We start from the raw sequence: 19,666 nt of genomic DNA, 5'->3' as shown, positions 1-19,666 counted from the left end.
TTCTGATTGTATGGGCGACCGTGTGACAGACCGCGTTCTGATTGCCCTGACACTGGGGGCGAGCGGTCCAGACAAGCAATAACGGCCCGGTGTTATCGGATATCAGAACCCGCAAACCCCTTGGGTTATTGAATATCGCGGCAACTCATGCGCAGGATGCGGCCTATGAAACAGATCATACCTTCTCTGACCTTTGCAGCCCTGATATCGCTTGGCTCTGCCGCGTCTGCGGCGGATTGCTATGCGGATTACAAGGCCAAGAAAGACAACCCGCTGCGTCTGCATTATGGGGTCATTCAGGTCTCGGCCTGCGATAAGGGCAAGGCCCGAACAGAAATCGCCCAGCGCCTGAGCGCGTCAGGCTGGACCCTGCTTGAGGTTCAGTCCATTTTTGGACCGGAAGGGTTGGATCAGAGGAAAGGCAATGCCGGACAATTCTATCTCCGTTTCTGATGCGCGCCGGTCGGGTGTCCGGCTGGTTGTGCTGGGCATAGCCGCCATCGTCGTTATTCTGATCACCGCTGCCGTTTTCCTTTTCTGGACCCTGCCGGACGCCAACGCGTTCAACGCGCGGGTCGAGCGGCTGTTTGTCGAGGCCGACCTGACCTCGCAAACAGAAATCCGGTTGCTTGAGATTCTGGCCCAGTCCGGCACCGCCTTTGCCGACACCTTGTCCAGCTATCGGATGGTCATTTATGTGCTGCTGGTTTTTGCCAGTGCGATGATGATTTCGGCGCTGGTGTTTCTGGTTATGCTGGTGCTGCTGAACCGCCGCATGGCACAGATCGAACGCACCGGCATTCAGGTGACGTCCCTGCTGATCAGCCGCGAGGAAAACACAGTCTACCTCAACAACATGGATTTCAAGCTGACACCCGCAGCCATGGAAACCCTGTCCGTTCTGGCGGAATCCCGGCTTGATGACGAGGTTCTGTCCGGTGCCCAGATCGAGGGCATGATTTCCGGTCGCAATGCCGCCGATTGCGACGAAGCCGCGGGCGCGACGCGGATCAAACGGTTGCGCGATGCGCTTGGAAATCAAATGGTCAGCGAATTATTGGTCAAGAATATCGCAAAAAAAGGCTATATGCTGTCGATCGAAAAAGACGTCATTCAGATGATCTAACTACCCGGCTCCTCGCTCGCGTGCGGTAAATTCTCGTTGCAGCCTCTTGGAATGTTGGATGCGAACGCCCATTCTGAAAACATTGAAGGCAAGGGAGGTCGCTTATGAACGTCCACGCCGCACCAAAAAAAACGAATGGATATGGAATTTCGGTTGAGCCACTCGCCGGCAAAATAGCCATTTACCGCGATGACGTCCTTTTGGCAGAAAGCACCGACGCCAAGGTGATGTATGAAACGCGCCTTCCGCCCACGATTTATGTCCCGCGTGAGGATATTTGCGTTGATCTGAGTTCAGAGACCGCCCTTCAAACCTTTTGTCCGTTCAAGGGCACCGCCACTTATCACGACATCAGCCTGCCCGGCGAAACACTGGCAAGCTCTGTCTGGGCCTATGAAGACGCCCTGCCGGAAAGCAAAGCCATTCAAGGCTGCATCGGGTTTCTGCCGAATGCCTACACCCGAATTGATCTGGGCGACAATCGCCTGCGCGCGCCTGATGACGGCAATATCAGCGGACCGCTGATCGACTGGCTTATGCGTGGTGCGTCAACAGCGACAACACCAGAAACCTTTACCAAAGCACTGGCCGAAAAGATGCTGGAGCATGGTATCGCCATCCAACGCCTGAGTATTCTGGTCTGGTCCCTACACCCTCTGATCGCGGGCAAACACTATATCTGGGAAAAGGATGAAGGCGAGATTCTGACCCACGCTCCGACTTACGAAATCCACGATCACCCAGCCTTCATCAACAGCCCGCTGCGGCACGTTTCGAACGGATTGGGCGGCGTGCGGCAAAGGCTGAACGAAGACAACCCGCAAAACAGCTTCCCGATCATCGAGGATTTACGGGCCAAGGGTGCGACCGACTACGTCGCAATGCCGCTGCCCTTTTCCGATGGACGCACCAATGTTCTGACCCTGACCTGCGATCACCCGGATGGGTTCACCACCGAAAACCTGGGGCTTGTATTCGAGTGTTCATCGGTTATCGCGCGGTACTACGAAGTGTTCATGCAGCGTGAAAACGCGCAGGTTTTACTGGAAACTTACGTGGGAAAACGCACGGGCGCACGTGTGCTTGGGGGTGAAATCCGCCGCGGAGATGGGGATGAGATTGATGCTGCGATCATGTTCTGCGACCTCCGCAATTCGACAAGTCTTGAAGAGAAATTGGGGCGTCACGACTATATCCAGGTGCTGAACGCGTTTTTTGAAACGGTCTCGGGCATCGTTCATGACAATGATGGGGAAGTTTTGAAGTTTATTGGCGACGCTGTATTGGCCGTTTTCCCTGCGTCAGGTGAGAATGCCACTACAGCCCGCAAGAACGCCCAACGTTCGGCAATTCAAATCGTGGAAACTCTGGGGGAACTGCGCAAAGGCGGAACAGATGTGCATTGCGACTGTTCGATCGGGGTTGCGTATGGGCGTGTGACCTATGGCAATGTGGGTTCTCAAGAGCGCCTTGATTTCACAGTCATTGGTCAGGCCGCTAATATTGCCGCGCGCCTTGGAGAGTTTGGGAAGACCAAGGGGCATCGGATTGTCGTGTCTGAAGACATCGAACCGGCCTGCTCCAATGCCCTGCCTTTAGGCGCGGTCGAGCTGCACAATGTGTCTAAACCCGTTGTTTCATTTGCTTTGCGCACCGAAGCGGACGAGATATTGGACAGATGAGGTCCTTGATTGACCAAAGGCACGTCATCCATCCAGAATTTAGAGCCGCCCGTAACCGGCAACATGCAGGCTGCTTACGTTTCAAATAGCTCCAAGCAAGATCAACGCAGTTTGCGCCGGTGAGACTGTGTTCTGCAGTTGGGCGATCTGGCTTCTGGCAAGGTATGTATCGGTTAGTTTTTCGATGGCATCCTGATCTGAAAACTGTGCCAGATCCGCCGACCCGGTCAGCTGAAACATCCTGTCTTTGAATTCGATAAGTTGTTTATCGATATCCAGTTGAGCAAACGACGAGGGCAAACCAAGCGCCGTTTCCATCATGCTACGCAGGGGCGGAAGCCCCATCAGATCTAACCACTTGGTATCTGCGCTCGAGGCACTGTTCGCCAATTCCGCAAGCTCCCGCTGTGCGTAAAGCGAGATACGCATCGTTTCATCCGAGCCGCCAACAGCGATTTCAAAACGCGCGGTCAGATTGGCCTGGGCAATCTCTTCCATGTTGGTTTTCAGCGCTGTTTTCCTGACGGCCCCAGGTCCAAACCCGAACGCGTCAGAGAACTCGCGATACCGTTTGTCCGCCAGACGATTGGACAAGGCGTCATTGGACTGCGTGCCGTCTTCCAGGATCTTCTGGGTAAAAAACCGGTTGTCCAAATCGCCTTCCAACCCAAATGCGCCCAAAGCGACCTGCAACAATCTGCGATCTGAAACCAGTTGTTCGGCGGATTGAACTTTGCCGATGTTCTCCAGAAAATACTTCGTCTCTCTCTCATTCACTGCCGACGATGAATAACTTTGAAACTGCCCCTCATAGGTTCGCTGCAGAAATCGCCAGCCCACGATCCCGCCGGTTGAAATGACAGGTTGGAAAATCATTGCTGATAGGCCATCAACCGTTCCTCTCGCGGCAGAAGTGAGCGCAGAGATTTAAGGCATTTGTAGTAATGTTCTGCCACCAAAGCATCCGTGGCCTCAGACAGAACTCGGCGGCTGTCTGTATCGGTGAAGACCTGACTCAGCTCTTCGACCCGGCGCAGCAGTTGTTGGCGTGCCTGCCCTGGTTCCAAGTCACCCGACAGGACAAGCTGCGCAGCGTAGCAGACCCGCCTTACCGGTGTATTGGCTTCGTCAGGATGGATCGCATCCCGCAACCGCAGAACGTTGGCTTGCGGTGTCATTATGGAAAACCTGCTTCTGCGATCTCCGTTTTCGATCACCACGCCGTTTATCAAAACCCTTTCTTTTGGGGCAAGTTTCAGGACCAGACCACTCATCAGCTTGCCCCCATCTGACGCAAGCCGCGCAGCACTGCAGTGTTGATTTCCAACAGCGGTTCAACAGCGGCACCGTCACGCAAAATGCGGCTGCTGTGTTGTTCTGTAAACTCGGCAAGATAAAAGATACGTGCCCGCAGGTCGTTCGGAAGGGCATTGGCGGAATCTACAACGCCCGTTGCCAGCACACCCCAAAGACGACGGTTTTCATGCACAGCCTGAACGAATCCCGAGAAGTCAGTTGCTTTTTGGGCCGTTGCCGCTTTGAGCCGTCGCGTGATTCTGGAAATCGCTTCATATTCCGTATCGCGAGGTGTTCGGGTGGGCGCGGCGGATTGCGCATAGGGGCGCTGGGCTAGCGTTTGCGGTGTCACTTGAAATCCTTCCAAAAGGCCGTTGTCAGGCGGTCAAGGCCGGGGCACGAAAACCATGCCCCGACCAGCTTTGTGATTTAGCGGAACAGCGACAGGATTGACTGCGGTGCCTGATTGGCGATCGACAGCGACTGGGTTGCCAGCTGCTGCTGTACATGCAGCGCCTGCAGCGCCTGCAGCGCCTGCAGACGCGCCGAGGTCTCTTCCATGTCGGCATCCACCAGTGAGCCGATACCTGATTTGAACGAGTCAGCCAGGTTCGAGATGAACTCTTTCTGGGTCTCGATCCGGCCCTGCGACGACCCGAAAGCAGCCGATGCGTCAATCGAGGTGTCGATCAGCGTTTCGATCGTTGCCAAAGCGGCGGTTGCGCCAGCGCCGGTCGAGACGTCAATACCGGTCAAAGCACCCAGACCACCCGAGCCAGCGTTCACATACTGAGCCGAGAACGAGATGTCGTCGCCGGTCGCATTGGTGACAGACAGGGTGCCTTGAGTGCCGGAATCGTAGTCAACGGTCAGGCCGGTAATCCCCAACTCCTCGATCTTTGCCTTCAGCCCTACGGCAACCAGATCGCCCGTCGTGGTCGCTGCTGCATGGGCTGCGGACACTGTGTACGACACAACCTGATCGTCAATTGCGACAACTACCTTGTCTCCCGCTGCGAAGGCCCCGCTGGATTCATCCGTAACAAGCGCCGTTGCCGATGTCGCACCGTTATCGATGGTCGCGCCTACACGGTCGTTGCCAGTCGACGCTCCGGTCGAACCGTCAAAGACCTGAGCCGCAGTGTAACCACCGGTAGACAAGTCTTGTCCGGTCACGGTGATTGATGATGCCGTGACGTTGCCAAGGTTGTCCCGATCCAGAGAAGCGAGGATCGAGGCAGAACCTGCGGACTCGTCCACCAGATTCAGACCGTTGAACTGCGCCGCACTGACGACCGAGTTGATCTGACCTTTCAGGGCAGTCACGTCGTCGTTGATTTTGCCGCGGTCAACGTTGTCTTCCTGCGCCGCAACGATCTTTTCTTTCATCTGGGTCAGCAAATCGGTCACGGTTTCCGACGCGTTCCGAGACACAGCAACCGTCGATTCACCCAGCGCCAGGCTGTCCTTGATGGCATTGAAGCCTTTGACATCCGATTCCATCACTTTGGAGATCGCCCAAACCGCCGAGTTGTCCTTGGCCGTCGCGACATCCTTACCAGTCGAAATCGCGTTCTGCGTCATCGCCAGGTTCTTGTTCACCGACTTCAGTGTTTGCAGCGCAACCATCGCGCCGTTGTTTGTCAGAATACTGGACATAGTTTCATCCTTTTCGTTCGGGTCGTTTTCGCCCATGTTCAACCCACACGATCTGCGGGCATTGGTGTCTTTCTGACCTGTGCGATGCGCCGCTTGGCAGTTCGCGCCACCTGCTGTTTCCAGGTGCGCCACCACTCTGGAACCAGATCCCCTAACGGAGTGCTAAAACACCCGAACCGGAAACTTCGTATTTGAATCAAACTCCTGGCTATGCTCTTTTTTCCAGCTTCACATTGCTGCGCACGGCAAATACACTTCGCTGTCCGTCCGCGCCATAGGTACTGAATTCCTGCCGAACCCGACGTAGTTCTGCCATGCGGCTGGCCACGGCGCGGATGCCGTCGGCCGCACTGTTTAACAATACCTGATTGCGCTCGACCTTCTGCTGAACCCGAATCAACGCCTCGCTGTCCATCACCTGAAGATCGTTGATCGCGCCGATCAGTTTCTCTTTTTCCGGAACCATATGCGTCAGACGATCTAGGTCGCCCTGTACAAGCGCCGCACGCTCAAGATCCAGAACCTCTTCCAGGGACTTGATCAGCGTTATGTTCGCCTCAGATGTCATTGGCTTTCTCCATCAGTGACTTCAGCAGAATTTCAGACAGCCCCACCCCCCCCCGGACCGAGCTAACTGTTGCGCCTGATGCTGAATAAGAAGCGACGAAAACTGGTCTTCGCCTGCACCACCCCCGAAGCTTTGGCGGGTCTTTCCCAGCCCGGCAGATTTCAACATTTCGCTTAAGAACGCAGCCTCCAATTCAACAGCGGCATCTTTTAGGCGGGTAGGCGTTGGGGGTATTTGCCCCCCTTGTGGATTGGTGGGAATCTGCATGGAATTCTCCGAAATTTGCTTCGAACTTTCCTGATCAAAGGCGAAAGCGGTTAAAATAAACGTAACTTCCTGCGGGCAGAGTTCCGGACAACCACACGGAGCCGGAGCAAAATGCCCAACCCACTTATGCTGGCCACCACACCATCAACAGCCACTGCGAAACCCGCGTCATCCCGACACGAGGCGGAGCAGGCAAGCGATGGAACAAGCTTTGAAGATATCCTGAAACAGGAGGAGAACGCCAAGGATCAACCCGATGCCCAACTGTCCGCCACAGCCCCCGAGATTGAGGACACGGGTGCTGAAACCGAGATTGTAGATGTTGATTCACTCGAAGCGGCCCCGATGGCCGAACCGCTTTCTCTTTCGAAACTGGCCAGCAATCCCGCCGATCTCCCCACGCATGGGGGCGTAGTGCAAATGCCTGAAGGAGAATCGAACCCAACTGCGTCCGCGCAACCCGGTCTTCCAAGTTTATTCGCCAACGCTGCGCCGGAACAGGCGCTTGCTTCGATACCTGTTGATCCAGACACTCACACCGACCCGCACGTGCCCATCGTTGTGCGACCAGTGGAAGGACAATTGCAGGCTGTAATCGCCCGACAGGTTCAACCAACAAAAGTTGCTGAAAATGGTTTGTCGGTGAAGGACGTGACCATGCCTGAAGGCAAAGTGGCCATGCTGGAAAACGGAACAGCCTCAAACAGCGGCAAGAAAGCACCTTGGCCAGAAGCCACACTTGCACCGATCAAGCCGACAGTACCGGATCGTGCACCTCCGGTTGCGCAGCTTCAATTGATGGCAGCCATGGTTGAGAACGAACAGGGGACCCTCGGTCAGGACGTTGAAGCCGTGGCAATCACCAAGGACGAACCATTGCATCAGGCAACACGAGAACCAACACCACAATCGACGCCACCAACTACCGCTGCCCGTGTTGAAATCGCCCGTGCAATCGCCAGTCAACTTGCAATGTCAGTCCAGACGCGCCCGGGATCCGGGGCAATGGAAATCGCTTTGAATCCCGAAGAGCTGGGGCGTGTTTCAATAATTTTAAATGGGCGTGATGATGGAATGCATATGACCATTACGACGGAACGTCCGGAAACTCTGGACCTTATGCGACGCCATTTATCCGTACTTACCGAAGAGTTTCAGAAACTGGGTTACGGTGAGTTTAGCCTTGATCTGGGTACATCCTCCGATGCGGGCACGCACGGGGCCGACACCGATAAGACCGAGGACGGACCTGCCTTCGAACCTCGACAGGGCGAACCAGACCCTCAAACCATTTCACTTCCGCAAACTCCGGGCTCGCTCCGGGGCATCGACATGAGGTTTTGACACATGATTACTCCCGTCACCACCACGCCGACTTCTGGGGCGCAGCAATCCACAGCAGCCTCGCAGACATCGGCAATCACATCGGATTTTGAGACATTTTTGCAGATGCTCACGGCGCAGGCTCAGAATCAGGATCCGTTGGAGCCTATGGACTCGACGCAATATACATCACAGTTGGCACAATTCTCGATGGTGGAACAACAAGTTCAGACCAACGGTCTTTTGTCGAATCTGGCCAGCACGCTGGGCAGCGTCAACCTGAACGAGCTTGCAGGTTGGGTGGGCATGGATGTTCGATCAACATCCGCGTTTCATTTTGACGGCAATCCCAAAACACTGTTTGCCCAACCTGATCCCCAAGCCGACACCACCAAGCTGGTGATCCGTGACAAAAGCGGCACTGTTCTCGACCGGATCACAGTGCCCTCGACAAAATCCGAGTTTGTGTGGGCTGGCGTAACCTCGTCGGGCGATCCGATGAGTGCCGGAAACTACACGGCGACGCTGGAAAACTACAAGGGCGGAGATTTGCTGTCTCAAACACCTGCGGCTGCCTATAACCGCGTCGTTGAGGCGCAAGTTGGGGGCGACACTGTGATGTTGACCTTAAGCGGCGGCCAGGTGATTTCTGCGGGCGATGTAAGCGCCGTCCGAACTGGTGCTTGATCTGCCGCGCAGGACCGTCCAAAGCTTGGCAAATCGACTCGCCAAAAGAAGTGACGAAACCCTGTCCGATCAGCCTTTCCCTCCTCGCGATCTGGTTGACCAACTCCACATTGAAGGGTTGGTCAGCATACACCCGCGGTTTGAAACGCTTTATGGTGGCCGTACCAATAAGGTTTGGAAGGTTCTGGAAGACGACGGCGACAAAGTGCTGAAGCTATACAGCACGGCCCTGCGCAATCCTTTGTTTCGCAACGACGCGGGATTGGAGGCGCAATGCCTCAAGGCCCTCGGGCCAGAAGGGTTCGTGCCGAGGCTGCGCGCCGCAGGCCGCTACAAGGATGCACATTGGGTCTTTTATGACCACGCCCCTGGAACACCCTGGCAGGAAGAAGCCGGCAAGGTTGGTTCGTTGCTGCGCAGGTTGCATGACCTTACGCTTTCCGTTCCGGCTCCCGCTGGATGCAACGGCAGTGAGGATCTAAAAGCCCACGGGCTTCGTATTCTGCAAGGCTGCTCTTCTGAGGCGCGAGACAGGTTGTTGGAACGGCAACCCGTACAAACGGTTGCGCCTGCGGAACAGACATGCCTGATTCATGGCGATCCCGTAGCCGGGAACATTCTGGTTGCAGGGAAAAACCTGACTCTGATCGACTGGCAGTGCCCGGCCCATGGCGACCCAACCGAGGATTTGGCGCTGTTTCTATCTCCGGCCATGCAAAGCCTGTACCGCGGGACGCCTTTGACAAAAGCCGAGGAAAAGCAGTTTTTGAATGCCTACGGGAATCCCGAAATCGCGGCCCGTTATCGACACTTACAACCTTGGTACGCCTGGCGAATGGCAGCCTATTGCCTGTGGCGCGCTGAAAACGGTGCGCCGGATTATGCAGAAGGCTTGAGGCTGGAAATTGCGGCTCTGTAATCCTTGGCCTCACCTTAGATCCGCAAGCGCCATCAGGGCGTAGGCCGGCGGCATGAGCGCGCGACGCCAGCGCCCTAGAGGAAAGCGTTTCGGTGTTTGCGTCATCGGCAAAGGCAATTCAGCGTCCTGCCCCAGAGCAAGCCTAGCAAGGGCGCGCCCGCTGTAGGTTCCCATCGCAACACCGTTTCCGTGATACGCGAAACCCGCAAACACGCCCGGTTGCTCGGGTATTGGCCCGACAAAGGGCGTCAACACACGCGACATACACACCATACCGGACCAGAGATGCGTGGCCTCGACCGCTGACCAGGCCGGAAACATCTTTTTGAAATCCCGCTGAACCTTTGCCCGAATGGATGCTTCTGACTGCACAGAGGACCGCAGCCCGCCCCGCATTCCAAACAAAAACCGCCCATCCGGCATCAAGCGGAAATAATGCAAAAGATTTCGCGTGTCGTAACACATCTGGCCCGAAGTCCATCCCTGCGCCAATTGCTCGCCATGGCTAAGCGGGCGCGTGACCATAATCGTCGACTGGGCAGGCATGTAACGCCCCGACATCCAATCCGGGATGTCTTCGCTGGAATAGCCGTTGGTGCAGACCAGTACCGCTTGTGCGTTGACCCGCCCAGTATGGGTTCTCAACACAAATCTTGACTCGGCTTTTTCGATACCCAGTACCGGACTGTTTTGAAACAGTTGCGCTCCGGAATCTTCTGCTGCTTTGGCAATTCCAAACAAGTACTTACGAGGGTTCAGGCCAAAACCAACGGGATGTGTGTACCCACCGAAAAAGGAACCGCCCATACCGAGCCCAGGTAAGTCAGTGACATCATGCAGCACCCCAATCTCATCTTGATTTCTGCGTAACACATCCATCGCGTGTTTCGAATGCGCCAACCGGGTTTCTCCGCTGGAATGTCTGTCCGCTTCTATCCCATGCTGATCAAGAAGATTGGCGACCAAGTTCACCGCATCTTCTTCCGCTGCGGCATAGGCCCGCGCCGCGGCGCGCCCGTGGCGACGCTCCATCATCGCTGAGCTCAGTTTGGACCCACCAAGACAGCAGAAGCCGCCATTGCGCCCTGACGCACCCCATCCCGGTGGACCGGCCTCGAACACCGCGACGGACGTGGTGTTCTCCGCCAGGTGTAAAGCGGCGGAAACCCCCGTAAATCCGCCGCCAATAATGGCGACGTCAACCTTCAAGTCGCCCTGAAACTTGGGCCAGGTCGGATGGGAAATCGTTTCATCCCACCAACAGCTGTCGCGTGGCGCGTCGCTATAAGCGTAGTCAGGAAATATCCGCTTCATTCGGTGCGCGCTGCGGCCAATTCATCTTGCCGCTGACGCACCATCGCACGTTTGGTCACAAGCGAAGCTGCGATGACCCCAACCGTCACCACGGCAATCATGATCGTAGACAACGCGTTGATTTCCGGACTGACGCCGAGGCGCACCGCCGAGAAGATCTTGATCGGCAAGGTCGTTGCCGACGGCCCCGAGGTGAAGGACGCAATCACCAAATCGTCCAACGACAAGGTGAAGGCCAGCAACCAGCCCGAGATCACCGCGGGTGCGATGATCGGCAGGGTGACAAGGCGGAAGGCTTGCGCGGGTGAGCATCCAAGGTCCAAAGCCGCTTCTTCCAGTGATCGGTCAAAGGTGATGAGGCGCGAGGATACAACAACCGAAACGAAACACATAGAAAAGGTCGTGTGAGCCAGAACGATGGTCAGAATGCCGCGATCCAGACCGATGCCGATAAACAGCAGCAACAGCGAAAGGCCGGTGATCACTTCGGGCATCACCAGCGGTGCGTATATCATGCCTGAAAATAACGTCCGGCCAAAGAACCGCCCGCTGCGGACCAGCACATAGGCGGCGGCTGTTCCTAAAATGGTCGCCAGTGTCGACGAAAAGACCGCGACCCGAATCGTGACCCAGGCGGCATCCAGAAACGCCTCGTTCTGCAGCAGCTCTCCGTACCATTTGGTAGAAAACCCGGCCCAGACCGTGACCAGTTTGCTTTCGTTAAAGCTGAAAATGATCAGGATGATCATCGGGATATACAGGAACGCAAAGCCCAGCGTCAGCGAAACCGTATTGAACCAGCTTAGTCTGTTCATCCCTCGGCCTCCGCTTGTTTCTGCTGGTTGCGCTGGAACAGCACAATCGGAATCACCAGGATCAACAGCAACACGATGGCCACAGCACTGGCCACCGGCCAGTCACGATTCGAGAAGAACTCCTCCCACAGAACCTTGCCGATCATCAGCGTACCCGAACCGCCCAGAAGCGAGGGAATCACAAACTCACCGATCACGGGGATCATCACAAGGAAGCAACCCGCGATGATGCCGGGTTTGGAAAGCGGGATGGTCACGAGCCAGAAGGCTTGCAAACGGGAACAACCCAAATCTTCGGCCGCCTCGATCAGCGACCCGTCCATGCGTTCCAACGCCGAATAGATGGGCAGGATCATGAAGGGCAGATAGGTGTAAACGATGCCGATATAGACAGCGGTCGAGGTGTTCAGGATCGTCAGCGGGGTCGAGATGATACCTGTCCACAGCAAAATCTGGTTCAGGTACCCTTCATTCGACAGAATACCCATCCACGCGTAAACCCGGATTAGAAATGAGGTCCAGAACGGCAGGATCACCAGCATCATCAGTGTTGGTCGCCATTCCTGGGGTGCCCTGGCCATGCCATAGGCAATGGGGTAGCCGACCAGAAGGGTAAAGAAGGTCGAGATCAGAGCGATCTTGACGCTGGACAGATAGGCTTTCCAATACAGGTCATCTTCGGTCAGCCAGACATAGTTCTCAAGATCCAGCTGGCTGAAGAAGTCCTTGATCCCGGCCCAACCGGCAGACAGGTCCAACGTCGGAGTATAGGGCGGAATAGCTAGCGCGGTATCCGACAGCGAAATCTTCAGAACAATGAAGAACGGCACCAGAAACAGTGCCAGCAGCCAGACATAAGGTATGGCGATCAGGACGGCGCGGCGCATCAGTTGGCCAGCAGAACAGCAGCCGTCGCTGTCCAGGACAGCCAGACTGAGTCTTCCCAGGTGAAGGAGCGGCGCGAGATGCGGCGGGTGTTGGCCGTCTGTGCCTTGATGATTGTGCCGTTTGCCAACTCGACGTGATAGGTGGACAGATTGCCCAGATAGGCAATGTCATGAACCTTGCCCTGAACAACGTTGACCGCTTCGGCAGGTCGCTCGGCAGAGATTGTCACTTTCTCGGGGCGGATCGCCAGATGACAGGACTGACCGTTTGCGAATCCGGTTGATGATGAAGCCGTCAAAGGGGCCTGACCTTCGGCCCAGTCAATCTGATAGGCGTCCTCTCCGGATGGTGTGGCCCGACCTTCAATGATGTTCACATCTCCAATGAAATCAGCGACATAAATAGAAGCAGGGTTTTCATAGATCCGATCCGGGGTGGCAACCTGCATCAATTGCCCCTGATCCATCACCGCTACACGGCTGGCGACGGTCATGGCCTCTTCCTGATCGTGGGTAACGATGACGAAGGTGGTGCCGGTCTTCTCCTGAATATCCATCAACTCAAACTGCGTATCCTGACGTAGCTTTTTGTCCAAAGCACCCAGCGGTTCATCAAGCAACAGAAGCTTAGGTGCTTTGGCCAGTGAACGGGCTAGTGCCACACGCTGCCTTTGACCGCCCGAAATCTGGTGTGGTTTGCGGCGGGCAAATTGTTCCAGACGGGTCAGGCGCAGCATCTCTTCAACCCGATCTTCCAGATCGTGCTTGGGAATGTTGTCCCGGCGCAGACCAAAAGCGATGTTTTCCCAGACGCTGAGATGGGGGAAAAGGGCATAGGACTGGAACATCATGTTCACAGCCCGCTTGTTCGGCGGGATCGGGTCGATATCCTGACCGCCCAGCAGGATATGTCCTTCGGTCGGCGTCTCGAATCCGGCAAGCATCCGCATCATCGTTGTCTTGCCGCATCCTGACGGGCCAAGCAGAGCAAAGAACTCACGTTCGAAAATATCCAGCGACAGGTTGTCGATCGCCGTGAACTCGCCAAAGCGCTTGGTCACGTTCTGGAACTGGATCAAGGGTTTCGCCTGTGGGTCATCCCACGGCGTAAAGACGTCAGTATTCAAAGCAGCCCCCGCTTGGTCAGTTTGGACAAGAGTGCGACGGGGCGGTCATCCGACCGCCCCGCGCCGTTAACCGCATCAGGTACCTGACTTGATCTTGGTCCAAAGACGGGTCACGACACGCTGCGTTTTCGCGGGATATGGCGTCGTGATGTACAGGTTCTGCATAGTGGCATCATCCGGGTAAATTGCCGGATCGCCAATCACGTCTTCCTCAAGGAACTCTTGCGAGGCTTTGTTGCCGTTCGCGTAATAGACGTAATTGGACGCAGCAGCCATGTTGTTGGCATCCAGAATGAAATTCAGGAACTTATGCGCGCCTTCCGGATTCGGCGCATCCGCTGGGATCGCCATCTGGTCAAACCACATCAACGAGCCTTCCGCGAACGGATGGTATTCGATGTTTACACCATTTTCAGCTTCGGCTGCGCGGTCCCGCGCCTGAAGGATGTCGCCTGACCAACCCACGGCCACACAAATATCGCCATTCGCCAGCGCGTTGATGTATTCCGAGCTGTGGAACTTCTGGATATGCGGACGAACGCTTATCAGAACGTCTTCGACCTTCTTGATCACATCCGGATCGTGGCTGTCGGGGTCCTCACCAATATACTGCAAAGTCATCGGTATCATTTCGGCTGGCGCATCAAGGAAATGAACACCACACGAAGCCAACTTTTCCATGTTCTCTGGTTTCAGAACCAAGTCCATGCTGTTCAGGGCCACGTCATCCCCCAGGGCTTCTTTCACCTTGTCGACGTTCACGCCGATGCCCGTAGTGCCCCACATGTAGTTAATCGAATAGGCGTTGTTTGGGTCATACCCTGCGGTCCGCTCTTGAATAACGTCCCAAAGGTTACCGGAGTTTGAAAGTTTGGCTGCATCCAGTTCCTGAAACGCGCCAGCCTGAATTTGACGCTGAAGAAATGTCCCCGATGGCACCACCACGTCATATCCGGACCCACCGGCCAGCATCTTAGTTTCCAGAACCTCATTGCTGTCAAACACGTCGTAGATGAGCGTCAGGCCGGTTCCTTCCTCAAACTTTTTTAGCAGCTCTTCGTCGATGTAGTCAGACCAATTATAAACACGCACCTCTTCGGCGAAGGCCGCCGAAGTCCCCAATGCGATGACCGCTGTCATGGTCAGCGTTTTGATTGTCATTTTCTTCTCCCTGCAAATGTACGGCTATTTTCCCGTTTTTTTGGATTTGATCAAGTTTTGCGTTTTCCCTCGATCCAGCGTATGGTTCCACGAGGTCTGTCCCCTGACAAGTCAGGGTTAGTCGAAATGGGAAGAACCAATTGGATTTGATCAAAAATAAGGCATCTTTGTCGTTGGCCGACAGCGGTAAACAACCTGTGCACGAGCAGGTTTACCAAACCCTCAGATCACAGATCCTATTCGGCGAACTCGTCCCAGGACAGCCCGTTACCATCCAGGGATTGACTGATTCGCTGGGTGTCGGAATGACCCCGGTGCGTGAGGCAATCCGTCGACTGATTTCAGACGGAGCTTTGGTGTTCCAAGGCAATCGGCGCGTCAGTGTTCCGCTTTTGAACCCCGGCGATATTCAGCAGATGATATTCGCAAGAATATCAATTGAATCAGAGCTTTCCCGGCGCGCGACCGCAAATTTGCAGGCGGATGATATTGACCATCTCGAAGGTATCGACAAGAATCTGGACCGGATGATCGCCGATGGGGACGTGGGGGGTTACTTACGTTTGAACCAAGCGTTCCATGAAACGTTATATTCCTATGCCAACGCTCCGATTCTCAATGATCTTGCTGAACGATTGTGGTTGCGGTTTGGCCCATCTCTACGTGTTGTGTGCGGTCGTTTTGGGACGCAAAGCCTTCCTGATCGACACAAGGACATCATCACCGCTTTGCGCAATGGAAACGCGGAAAAGGTGGCAAAAGCCACGGCTCAGGATATTGAACAGGGCATGGAACTGATATCCGAGGCCCTCTCATCGACCTAAAACAGATCGATTCGATTGACAGTACAAAATTTGATCATATTGTACCCAACAACTGCTTTTATGGGAGAGTCGCAGATGTCTACCATCACCAACCATATGCCGACCGCCGAATTACAGGCGCTGGATGCGGCCCATCACATACATCCTTTTTCCGCCAATGGCGCGCTGGGTCAGGAAGGGGCGCGCGTGATCACCCGAGCCAAAGGGGTTTACCTGACAGACAGCGAAGGTGAAGAGATCCTGGATGCGATGGCAGGTCTGTGGTGCGTCAATATCGGTTACGGCCGGGATGAACTAGCTGAAGTGGCCGCGCGTCAGATGCGTGAACTGCCCTACTACAACACCTTTTTCAAAACGACCCACGTTCCGGCCATCGCGCTGGCGGCAAAAATTGCCGAGCTGGCGCCAGGCGATTTGAATCACGTTTTCTTTGCTGCGGGCGGGTCCGAGGCCAACGATACCAATATCCGTCTGGTGCGCACCTACTGGGCTGAAAAAGGCCAGCCGGACAAGAACATCATCATCAGCCGCCACAACGCATATCACGGTTCATCGGTCGGGTCAGCGTCGCTGGGTGGTATGGCAGGCATGCACGCTCAGGGTGGCATCCCGATTCCAAACATTCACCACATCAACCAGCCAAATTGGTGGGCGGAAGGTGGGGACATGTCGCCCGAAGAGTTCGGACTGGCCCGCGCACGTGAACTGGAAGAGGCCATTCTGAAACTCGGCGAAGACCGCGTCGCCGCCTTCATCGCTGAACCCGTACAGGGCGCAGGTGGCGTGATCGTCGCGCCGGATACGTATTGGCCGGAAGTCCAACGCATCTGTGACAAGTACGACATCCTGTTGATCGCAGACGAGGTTATCTGCGGATTTGGCCGCACCGGAAACTGGTTTGGCTCGCAAACCGTTGGGATCAAGCCACATATCATGACCATCGCCAAGGGCCTCAGCTCGGGCTATGCGCCTATCGGCGGATCAATCGTGAATGACGAGATTGCCGAAGTGATCGGCGGTACCGAATTCAACCACGGCTACACCTATTCCGGCCATCCGGTCGCCGCTGCCGTGGCGCTGGAGAACCTGCGCATCCTTGAAGAAGAGAAGATCGTTGAACATGTGCGCGACGTTGCCGCCCCTTACCTGAAGGAAAAGTGGGAGGCATTGGCCGATCACCCGCTGGTGGGTGAGGCCAAGGTCGTCGGCATGATGGCCTCGATCGCGCTGACACCAGACAAGCCCAGCCGCGCCAAATTCGCGTCTGAGCCTGGCACCGTCGGCTATATCTGCCGCGACCGATGCTTTGCCAACAACCTGATCATGCGCCATGTCGGCGATCGGATGATCATCTCACCGCCACTGATCCTGACCCCTGCGGAAATCGACGAGATGTTCGTGCGGATTTACAAGTCATTGGACGAAGCCCAGGCGGAGATCATCGCACAGGGGCTAATGAAAGCTGCATCGTAAGCCTTTCGTGAAAACACGCAGGTAAGGGACGCCATAAAAGCGTCCCTTATTCAGTTTAGTTTCGATATTCTATTTTACTGTTTTAAAGCAACAAGATAGAATCAACGTATTGTCGCTGTCGAGAAATCTTTCGTCCGATGCGAACAAGTAAAAGCATTCTCGCGTAAATTAAAATTTTCCGCGCGGCAAATAACTTGATTTAGTTCCTTTTGGATTCAAGTATTCGAATGCGAATCAGGTCTCATATTACCTCGGCCTGTGTCGCGGCCCGCTGTTACTCTGGGTCTGCCTCCTGTCTATCGAAGTGAGTGGCGATAGACAGGAGGCTTCGCAGCCCTGGCTTGTAAATGTCTGAATGAGTGATGCGTTGTAGATTTAAGCGATATCAGAGCTTACTTCCTTCTTATCGCAGCCGATCCAATAGCCTCACTGTCGGATACCCGTCCGGCCGCAACCCCTGTGCCAATTGATACGCCCGCACCGCGTTGATCGTGTTTGGCCCGGTGCGCCCATCGATACCCTTTGTGTCGAACCCAGCCTCGGTCAAACGGAATTGCAGTTCCTTTTGCTCGCTAAAACTCAACACCCGCTCAGCACGTGGCCAGTCGGAAAGAAACGGTGCGCCACCCGTAAGCCGGTCGGACAAATGCCCGATGCCTATGACGTATGCATCGGCCCCGTTATACGCCTCGATCACGCTGAAATTGTCGAAGATCATCAGCGCAACGCCCTGCCCTCCAGCAGGAAGCAGGATCGCGGCCCGACCGTGATCAGGGACTGGCGTTCCGTCGCGCCCTAACACACCGTGCGCGGCCCATTCGGACGGCATCCGGGTAAAGTCTCGCCGGGCCGAAGCGTAGTCGAAATCTGCGGGCAATCGCACCTCAACACCCCAGGGTTGCCCCTTGGTCCAGCCATGTTGCGCCAGATACGACGCCGCCGAGGCCAATGCATCCGTTGGATCGTCTGACCAGATATCACGTCGGCCATCCCCATCAAAGTCGACCGCATGATCCAGATACGAGGTCGGCATGAATTGGGTGTGGCCCATCGCACCCGCCCAGCTGCCCAACATGTTTGCGGCGCTGACATCACCTGCCTGCACGATCTGCAGGGCGGCAATCAACTGCGTTTCAAAGAACTGAGCCCGTCTTGCATCAAAGGCCAGTGTCGCCAGCGACCTGAGCGTCCGGCTGCTGCCACGATACGATCCAAACGAAGTTTCCAGACCCCAAATGGCCGTGACCACTTCTTTTTCGACGCCATATTCGGCCTCGATCCGGTTCAGCACCTGCCGATGCCGTTGCATGGCGGCACGACCATTAGACAAGCGCGTATCTGAAACTGCGGACTCAAGATACTCCCAGATCGGTTTCGAGAATTCTGCCTGATTTCGATCTCGCTCTATGATGTCTTCGTCAAAGGTAAAGTCCGAGAACACCTGAGACAGCGTTCCTTTCGTAATTCCCTGCTGTTGCGCACGACCCTGAAACGCGCTCAGCCAGATCTGAAACCGCGCGACCGCTGCTGCCGACACGTGCAGCGCCTCAATCGATGGGCGTGGAACGGGTCGAAGCGAAACAGCCAAATCTGCCGAAGCCAGTTGTACCGCTTCACCAAGCGTATCGCCGCTCGACCAACTTCCTGTTTCTGTTGTGTCCGCCTGCACCATGGATGCCCATAATGCGACGGTCATGACGCCGCCTACGCATTTATGCATACCGAATTTTCCTGATCACTGCTCAACCCCAGGGTAGCGCAAAATCAGCAAATCACAAAGCACTCAGACCCCTGTTTCGCGCTCTTGTGCTTCCCGGTCCGCGCGGATGCGGGCCAGAACGTCGCGCAGCATCGGCACGCGGTTTGGTCTAAAGCTTTGATCCGTCACACGCATATCCTGCATCCGGTCCAGGCGAAAAACACGGAAATCCTGTCTCAGATGACACCAGCTTAGCAACACGTTCGAACGGTCCATGTAGACGATGCTAAGCGGATTTACGCGCCGAAGCGTAGCCTGACCCTTTGCATCCGTATACGAAAACTCCACCGCGCGTTCGTCCCAAGCCGCCTGCCGCAACGTTGCCGCGTCAATCGTCGGCGCCGGGGGGCGGTCAAACCGGGTAGCCGCCAGAATTGCGTGGCTCAGCCGGTGCGACTGACGCGGGGGCAAACGGCCCTGAAGCTTTCGAAGGGCAGCACCGGCGGCATCCGCCAAAGACGGATCACCAACGACTTGAACTTCGCGCAGGCCCAGAACCAGCGCCTCAAGCTCATCGTCGGTGAAACCCAGCGGGGGCAGTGTCGCATCCTCAATCAGTGTAAACCCAAACCCCGCTTCGCCGTCGATAACAGCCCCCAGACCACGCAGCGCATCGATATCGCGGTGGACGGTCCGGGCAGACACATCCAGATCCTGCGCCAGTTGTGCAGAGGTTTTGGGCGACGGGCCCGAACGCAGGGCCTGCATCAATTGGAACAATCGGGCGGTACGGGACATGATGCATTCTAGCTTAAACCTGATGACAGAAACTGTCATTA

At 55.7% G+C, this 19,666-nt stretch carries 21 protein-coding genes; 8 read left to right on the top strand and 13 right to left on the bottom strand.

The window, feature by feature from the left end; genetic code table 11:
- Positions 1 to 165: 165 nt before the first annotated feature.
- The 3 genes from AC2FJZ_RS18385 to AC2FJZ_RS18375 all read left to right on the top strand — a co-directional run bounded on the left by AC2FJZ_RS18385 (position 166) and on the right by AC2FJZ_RS18375 (position 2,808).
- Entirely contained in the window at positions 166 to 453 is a 288-nt protein-coding gene (locus AC2FJZ_RS18385; protein ID WP_496670083.1) for a hypothetical protein, read from the top strand.
- Entirely contained in the window at positions 425 to 1,126 is a 702-nt protein-coding gene (locus AC2FJZ_RS18380) for a winged helix-turn-helix domain-containing protein (protein WP_496670084.1), read from the top strand. The genes AC2FJZ_RS18385 and AC2FJZ_RS18380 overlap by 29 nt, the downstream gene beginning before the upstream one ends.
- A 104-nt stretch (positions 1,127 to 1,230) precedes the next feature.
- Positions 1,231 to 2,808 (top strand): DUF427 domain-containing protein, encoded by a 1,578-nt coding sequence (locus tag AC2FJZ_RS18375; RefSeq protein ID WP_496779454.1) that lies wholly within the window; start codon positions 1,231 to 1,233, stop codon positions 2,806 to 2,808.
- Positions 2,809 to 2,889: 81 nt separating this feature from the next.
- Here AC2FJZ_RS18375 and AC2FJZ_RS18370 read toward each other — a convergent pair whose 3' ends face one another.
- From AC2FJZ_RS18370 to AC2FJZ_RS18345, 6 genes are all read right to left on the bottom strand, one after another.
- Complete coding sequence (locus AC2FJZ_RS18370) at positions 2,890 to 3,684, bottom strand: DUF1217 domain-containing protein (protein ID WP_496779452.1); 795 nt, start codon at positions 3,682 to 3,684, stop codon at positions 2,890 to 2,892.
- On the bottom strand, positions 3,681 to 4,082 hold the full coding sequence (flbT, locus tag AC2FJZ_RS18365; protein WP_496779450.1) for a flagellar biosynthesis repressor FlbT: 402 nt from the start codon (positions 4,080 to 4,082) through the stop codon (positions 3,681 to 3,683). The genes AC2FJZ_RS18370 and flbT overlap by 4 nt, the downstream gene beginning before the upstream one ends.
- Positions 4,082 to 4,456, bottom strand: coding sequence for a flagellar biosynthesis regulator FlaF (gene flaF / locus AC2FJZ_RS18360; protein WP_496779448.1), 375 nt, complete (start codon positions 4,454 to 4,456; stop codon positions 4,082 to 4,084). The genes flbT and flaF overlap by 1 nt, the downstream gene beginning before the upstream one ends.
- 77 nt (positions 4,457 to 4,533) lie before the next feature.
- Positions 4,534 to 5,763 (bottom strand): flagellin N-terminal helical domain-containing protein, encoded by a 1,230-nt coding sequence (locus AC2FJZ_RS18355; protein ID WP_496779446.1) that lies wholly within the window; start codon positions 5,761 to 5,763, stop codon positions 4,534 to 4,536.
- 208 nt (positions 5,764 to 5,971) lie between these two features.
- The gene (locus tag AC2FJZ_RS18350) at positions 5,972 to 6,331 is read right to left on the bottom strand and encodes a flagellar biosynthesis protein FlgN (RefSeq protein WP_496779444.1); all 360 of its coding nucleotides are present in this window, start codon (positions 6,329 to 6,331) and stop codon (positions 5,972 to 5,974) included.
- 21 nt (positions 6,332 to 6,352) lie between these two features.
- Positions 6,353 to 6,499 carry a rod-binding protein gene (locus AC2FJZ_RS18345; protein ID WP_496779489.1) on the bottom strand — a complete coding sequence of 49 codons (147 nt, stop codon included), beginning with the start codon at positions 6,497 to 6,499 and terminating at the stop codon, positions 6,353 to 6,355.
- Positions 6,500 to 6,709: 210 nt separating this feature from the next.
- Between AC2FJZ_RS18345 and AC2FJZ_RS18340 the strand changes: the two genes are divergently transcribed.
- From AC2FJZ_RS18340 to AC2FJZ_RS18330, 3 genes are read left to right on the top strand one after another with little or no spacing between them, the layout of a single operon-like run.
- Positions 6,710 to 7,942 (top strand): flagellar hook-length control protein FliK, encoded by a 1,233-nt coding sequence (locus AC2FJZ_RS18340; protein WP_496779442.1) that lies wholly within the window; start codon positions 6,710 to 6,712, stop codon positions 7,940 to 7,942.
- Positions 7,943 to 7,945: 3 nt separating this feature from the next.
- Positions 7,946 to 8,608, top strand: coding sequence for a flagellar hook capping FlgD N-terminal domain-containing protein (locus tag AC2FJZ_RS18335; protein ID WP_496779440.1), 663 nt, complete (start codon positions 7,946 to 7,948; stop codon positions 8,606 to 8,608).
- A 25-nt stretch (positions 8,609 to 8,633) separates the two neighbouring features.
- Positions 8,634 to 9,527, top strand: coding sequence for a phosphotransferase family protein (locus AC2FJZ_RS18330; protein WP_496779438.1), 894 nt, complete (start codon positions 8,634 to 8,636; stop codon positions 9,525 to 9,527).
- A gap of 9 nt (positions 9,528 to 9,536) precedes the next feature.
- Here AC2FJZ_RS18330 and AC2FJZ_RS18325 read toward each other — a convergent pair whose 3' ends face one another.
- The 5 genes from AC2FJZ_RS18325 to AC2FJZ_RS18305 form a co-directional block, all read right to left on the bottom strand.
- Complete coding sequence (locus AC2FJZ_RS18325; RefSeq protein WP_496779436.1) at positions 9,537 to 10,841, bottom strand: NAD(P)/FAD-dependent oxidoreductase; 1,305 nt, start codon at positions 10,839 to 10,841, stop codon at positions 9,537 to 9,539.
- A complete protein-coding gene (locus tag AC2FJZ_RS18320; RefSeq protein ID WP_050604896.1) occupies positions 10,838 to 11,656 on the bottom strand; it encodes an ABC transporter permease in 819 nt (272 codons plus the stop codon). The genes AC2FJZ_RS18325 and AC2FJZ_RS18320 overlap by 4 nt, the downstream gene beginning before the upstream one ends.
- Positions 11,653 to 12,543 (bottom strand): ABC transporter permease subunit, encoded by an 891-nt coding sequence (locus AC2FJZ_RS18315; protein WP_050604895.1) that lies wholly within the window; start codon positions 12,541 to 12,543, stop codon positions 11,653 to 11,655. The genes AC2FJZ_RS18320 and AC2FJZ_RS18315 overlap by 4 nt, the downstream gene beginning before the upstream one ends.
- Complete coding sequence (locus tag AC2FJZ_RS18310; protein ID WP_496779434.1) at positions 12,543 to 13,670, bottom strand: ABC transporter ATP-binding protein; 1,128 nt, start codon at positions 13,668 to 13,670, stop codon at positions 12,543 to 12,545. The genes AC2FJZ_RS18315 and AC2FJZ_RS18310 overlap by 1 nt, the downstream gene beginning before the upstream one ends.
- Positions 13,671 to 13,745: 75 nt before the next feature.
- The gene (locus AC2FJZ_RS18305) at positions 13,746 to 14,831 is read right to left on the bottom strand and encodes a polyamine ABC transporter substrate-binding protein (protein WP_496779432.1); all 1,086 of its coding nucleotides are present in this window, start codon (positions 14,829 to 14,831) and stop codon (positions 13,746 to 13,748) included.
- Positions 14,832 to 14,971: 140 nt separating this feature from the next.
- Between AC2FJZ_RS18305 and AC2FJZ_RS18300 the strand changes: the two genes are divergently transcribed.
- Complete coding sequence (locus AC2FJZ_RS18300) at positions 14,972 to 15,655, top strand: GntR family transcriptional regulator (protein ID WP_496779430.1); 684 nt, start codon at positions 14,972 to 14,974, stop codon at positions 15,653 to 15,655.
- A 75-nt stretch (positions 15,656 to 15,730) separates the two neighbouring features.
- Positions 15,731 to 17,128, top strand: coding sequence for an aspartate aminotransferase family protein (locus tag AC2FJZ_RS18295; protein ID WP_496779428.1), 1,398 nt, complete (start codon positions 15,731 to 15,733; stop codon positions 17,126 to 17,128).
- A 403-nt stretch (positions 17,129 to 17,531) separates the two neighbouring features.
- Here the strand turns inward: AC2FJZ_RS18295 and AC2FJZ_RS18290 are convergent, their stop codons facing one another.
- Together AC2FJZ_RS18290 and AC2FJZ_RS18285 are read right to left on the bottom strand one after the other, a co-directional pair.
- Positions 17,532 to 18,848 (bottom strand): lytic murein transglycosylase, encoded by a 1,317-nt coding sequence (locus tag AC2FJZ_RS18290; RefSeq protein WP_496779426.1) that lies wholly within the window; start codon positions 18,846 to 18,848, stop codon positions 17,532 to 17,534.
- Positions 18,849 to 18,911: 63 nt separating this feature from the next.
- The gene (locus AC2FJZ_RS18285; protein WP_496779424.1) at positions 18,912 to 19,625 is read right to left on the bottom strand and encodes a helix-turn-helix transcriptional regulator; all 714 of its coding nucleotides are present in this window, start codon (positions 19,623 to 19,625) and stop codon (positions 18,912 to 18,914) included.
- Positions 19,626 to 19,666 lie beyond the last annotated feature (41 nt).

Source organism: Ruegeria sp. CDSA079 (genome assembly GCF_059612245.1).
Note: the sequence above shows the minus strand (reverse complement) of the source record. Positions and strands in the feature narration are given on the sequence as shown.

Coding starts and splice junctions, on each gene's coding strand:
- AC2FJZ_RS18385 (WP_496670083.1), top strand. CDS start 166: ATGAAACAGATCATACCTTCTCTGACCTTTGCAGCCCTGATATCGCTT.
- AC2FJZ_RS18380 (WP_496670084.1), top strand. CDS start 425: ATGCCGGACAATTCTATCTCCGTTTCTGATGCGCGCCGGTCGGGTGTC.
- AC2FJZ_RS18375 (WP_496779454.1), top strand. CDS start 1,231: ATGAACGTCCACGCCGCACCAAAAAAAACGAATGGATATGGAATTTCG.
- AC2FJZ_RS18370 (WP_496779452.1), bottom strand. CDS start 3,684: ATGATTTTCCAACCTGTCATTTCAACCGGCGGGATCGTGGGCTGGCGA.
- flbT (WP_496779450.1), bottom strand. CDS start 4,082: ATGAGTGGTCTGGTCCTGAAACTTGCCCCAAAAGAAAGGGTTTTGATA.
- AC2FJZ_RS18355 (WP_496779446.1), bottom strand. CDS start 5,763: ATGTCCAGTATTCTGACAAACAACGGCGCGATGGTTGCGCTGCAAACA.
- AC2FJZ_RS18350 (WP_496779444.1), bottom strand. CDS start 6,331: ATGACATCTGAGGCGAACATAACGCTGATCAAGTCCCTGGAAGAGGTT.
- AC2FJZ_RS18345 (WP_496779489.1), bottom strand. CDS start 6,499: ATGTTGAAATCTGCCGGGCTGGGAAAGACCCGCCAAAGCTTCGGGGGT.
- AC2FJZ_RS18340 (WP_496779442.1), top strand. CDS start 6,710: ATGCCCAACCCACTTATGCTGGCCACCACACCATCAACAGCCACTGCG.
- AC2FJZ_RS18335 (WP_496779440.1), top strand. CDS start 7,946: ATGATTACTCCCGTCACCACCACGCCGACTTCTGGGGCGCAGCAATCC.
- AC2FJZ_RS18325 (WP_496779436.1), bottom strand. CDS start 10,841: ATGAAGCGGATATTTCCTGACTACGCTTATAGCGACGCGCCACGCGAC.
- AC2FJZ_RS18320 (WP_050604896.1), bottom strand. CDS start 11,656: ATGAACAGACTAAGCTGGTTCAATACGGTTTCGCTGACGCTGGGCTTT.
- AC2FJZ_RS18315 (WP_050604895.1), bottom strand. CDS start 12,543: ATGCGCCGCGCCGTCCTGATCGCCATACCTTATGTCTGGCTGCTGGCA.
- AC2FJZ_RS18305 (WP_496779432.1), bottom strand. CDS start 14,831: ATGACAATCAAAACGCTGACCATGACAGCGGTCATCGCATTGGGGACT.
- AC2FJZ_RS18295 (WP_496779428.1), top strand. CDS start 15,731: ATGTCTACCATCACCAACCATATGCCGACCGCCGAATTACAGGCGCTG.
- AC2FJZ_RS18290 (WP_496779426.1), bottom strand. CDS start 18,848: ATGCATAAATGCGTAGGCGGCGTCATGACCGTCGCATTATGGGCATCC.
- AC2FJZ_RS18285 (WP_496779424.1), bottom strand. CDS start 19,625: ATGTCCCGTACCGCCCGATTGTTCCAATTGATGCAGGCCCTGCGTTCG.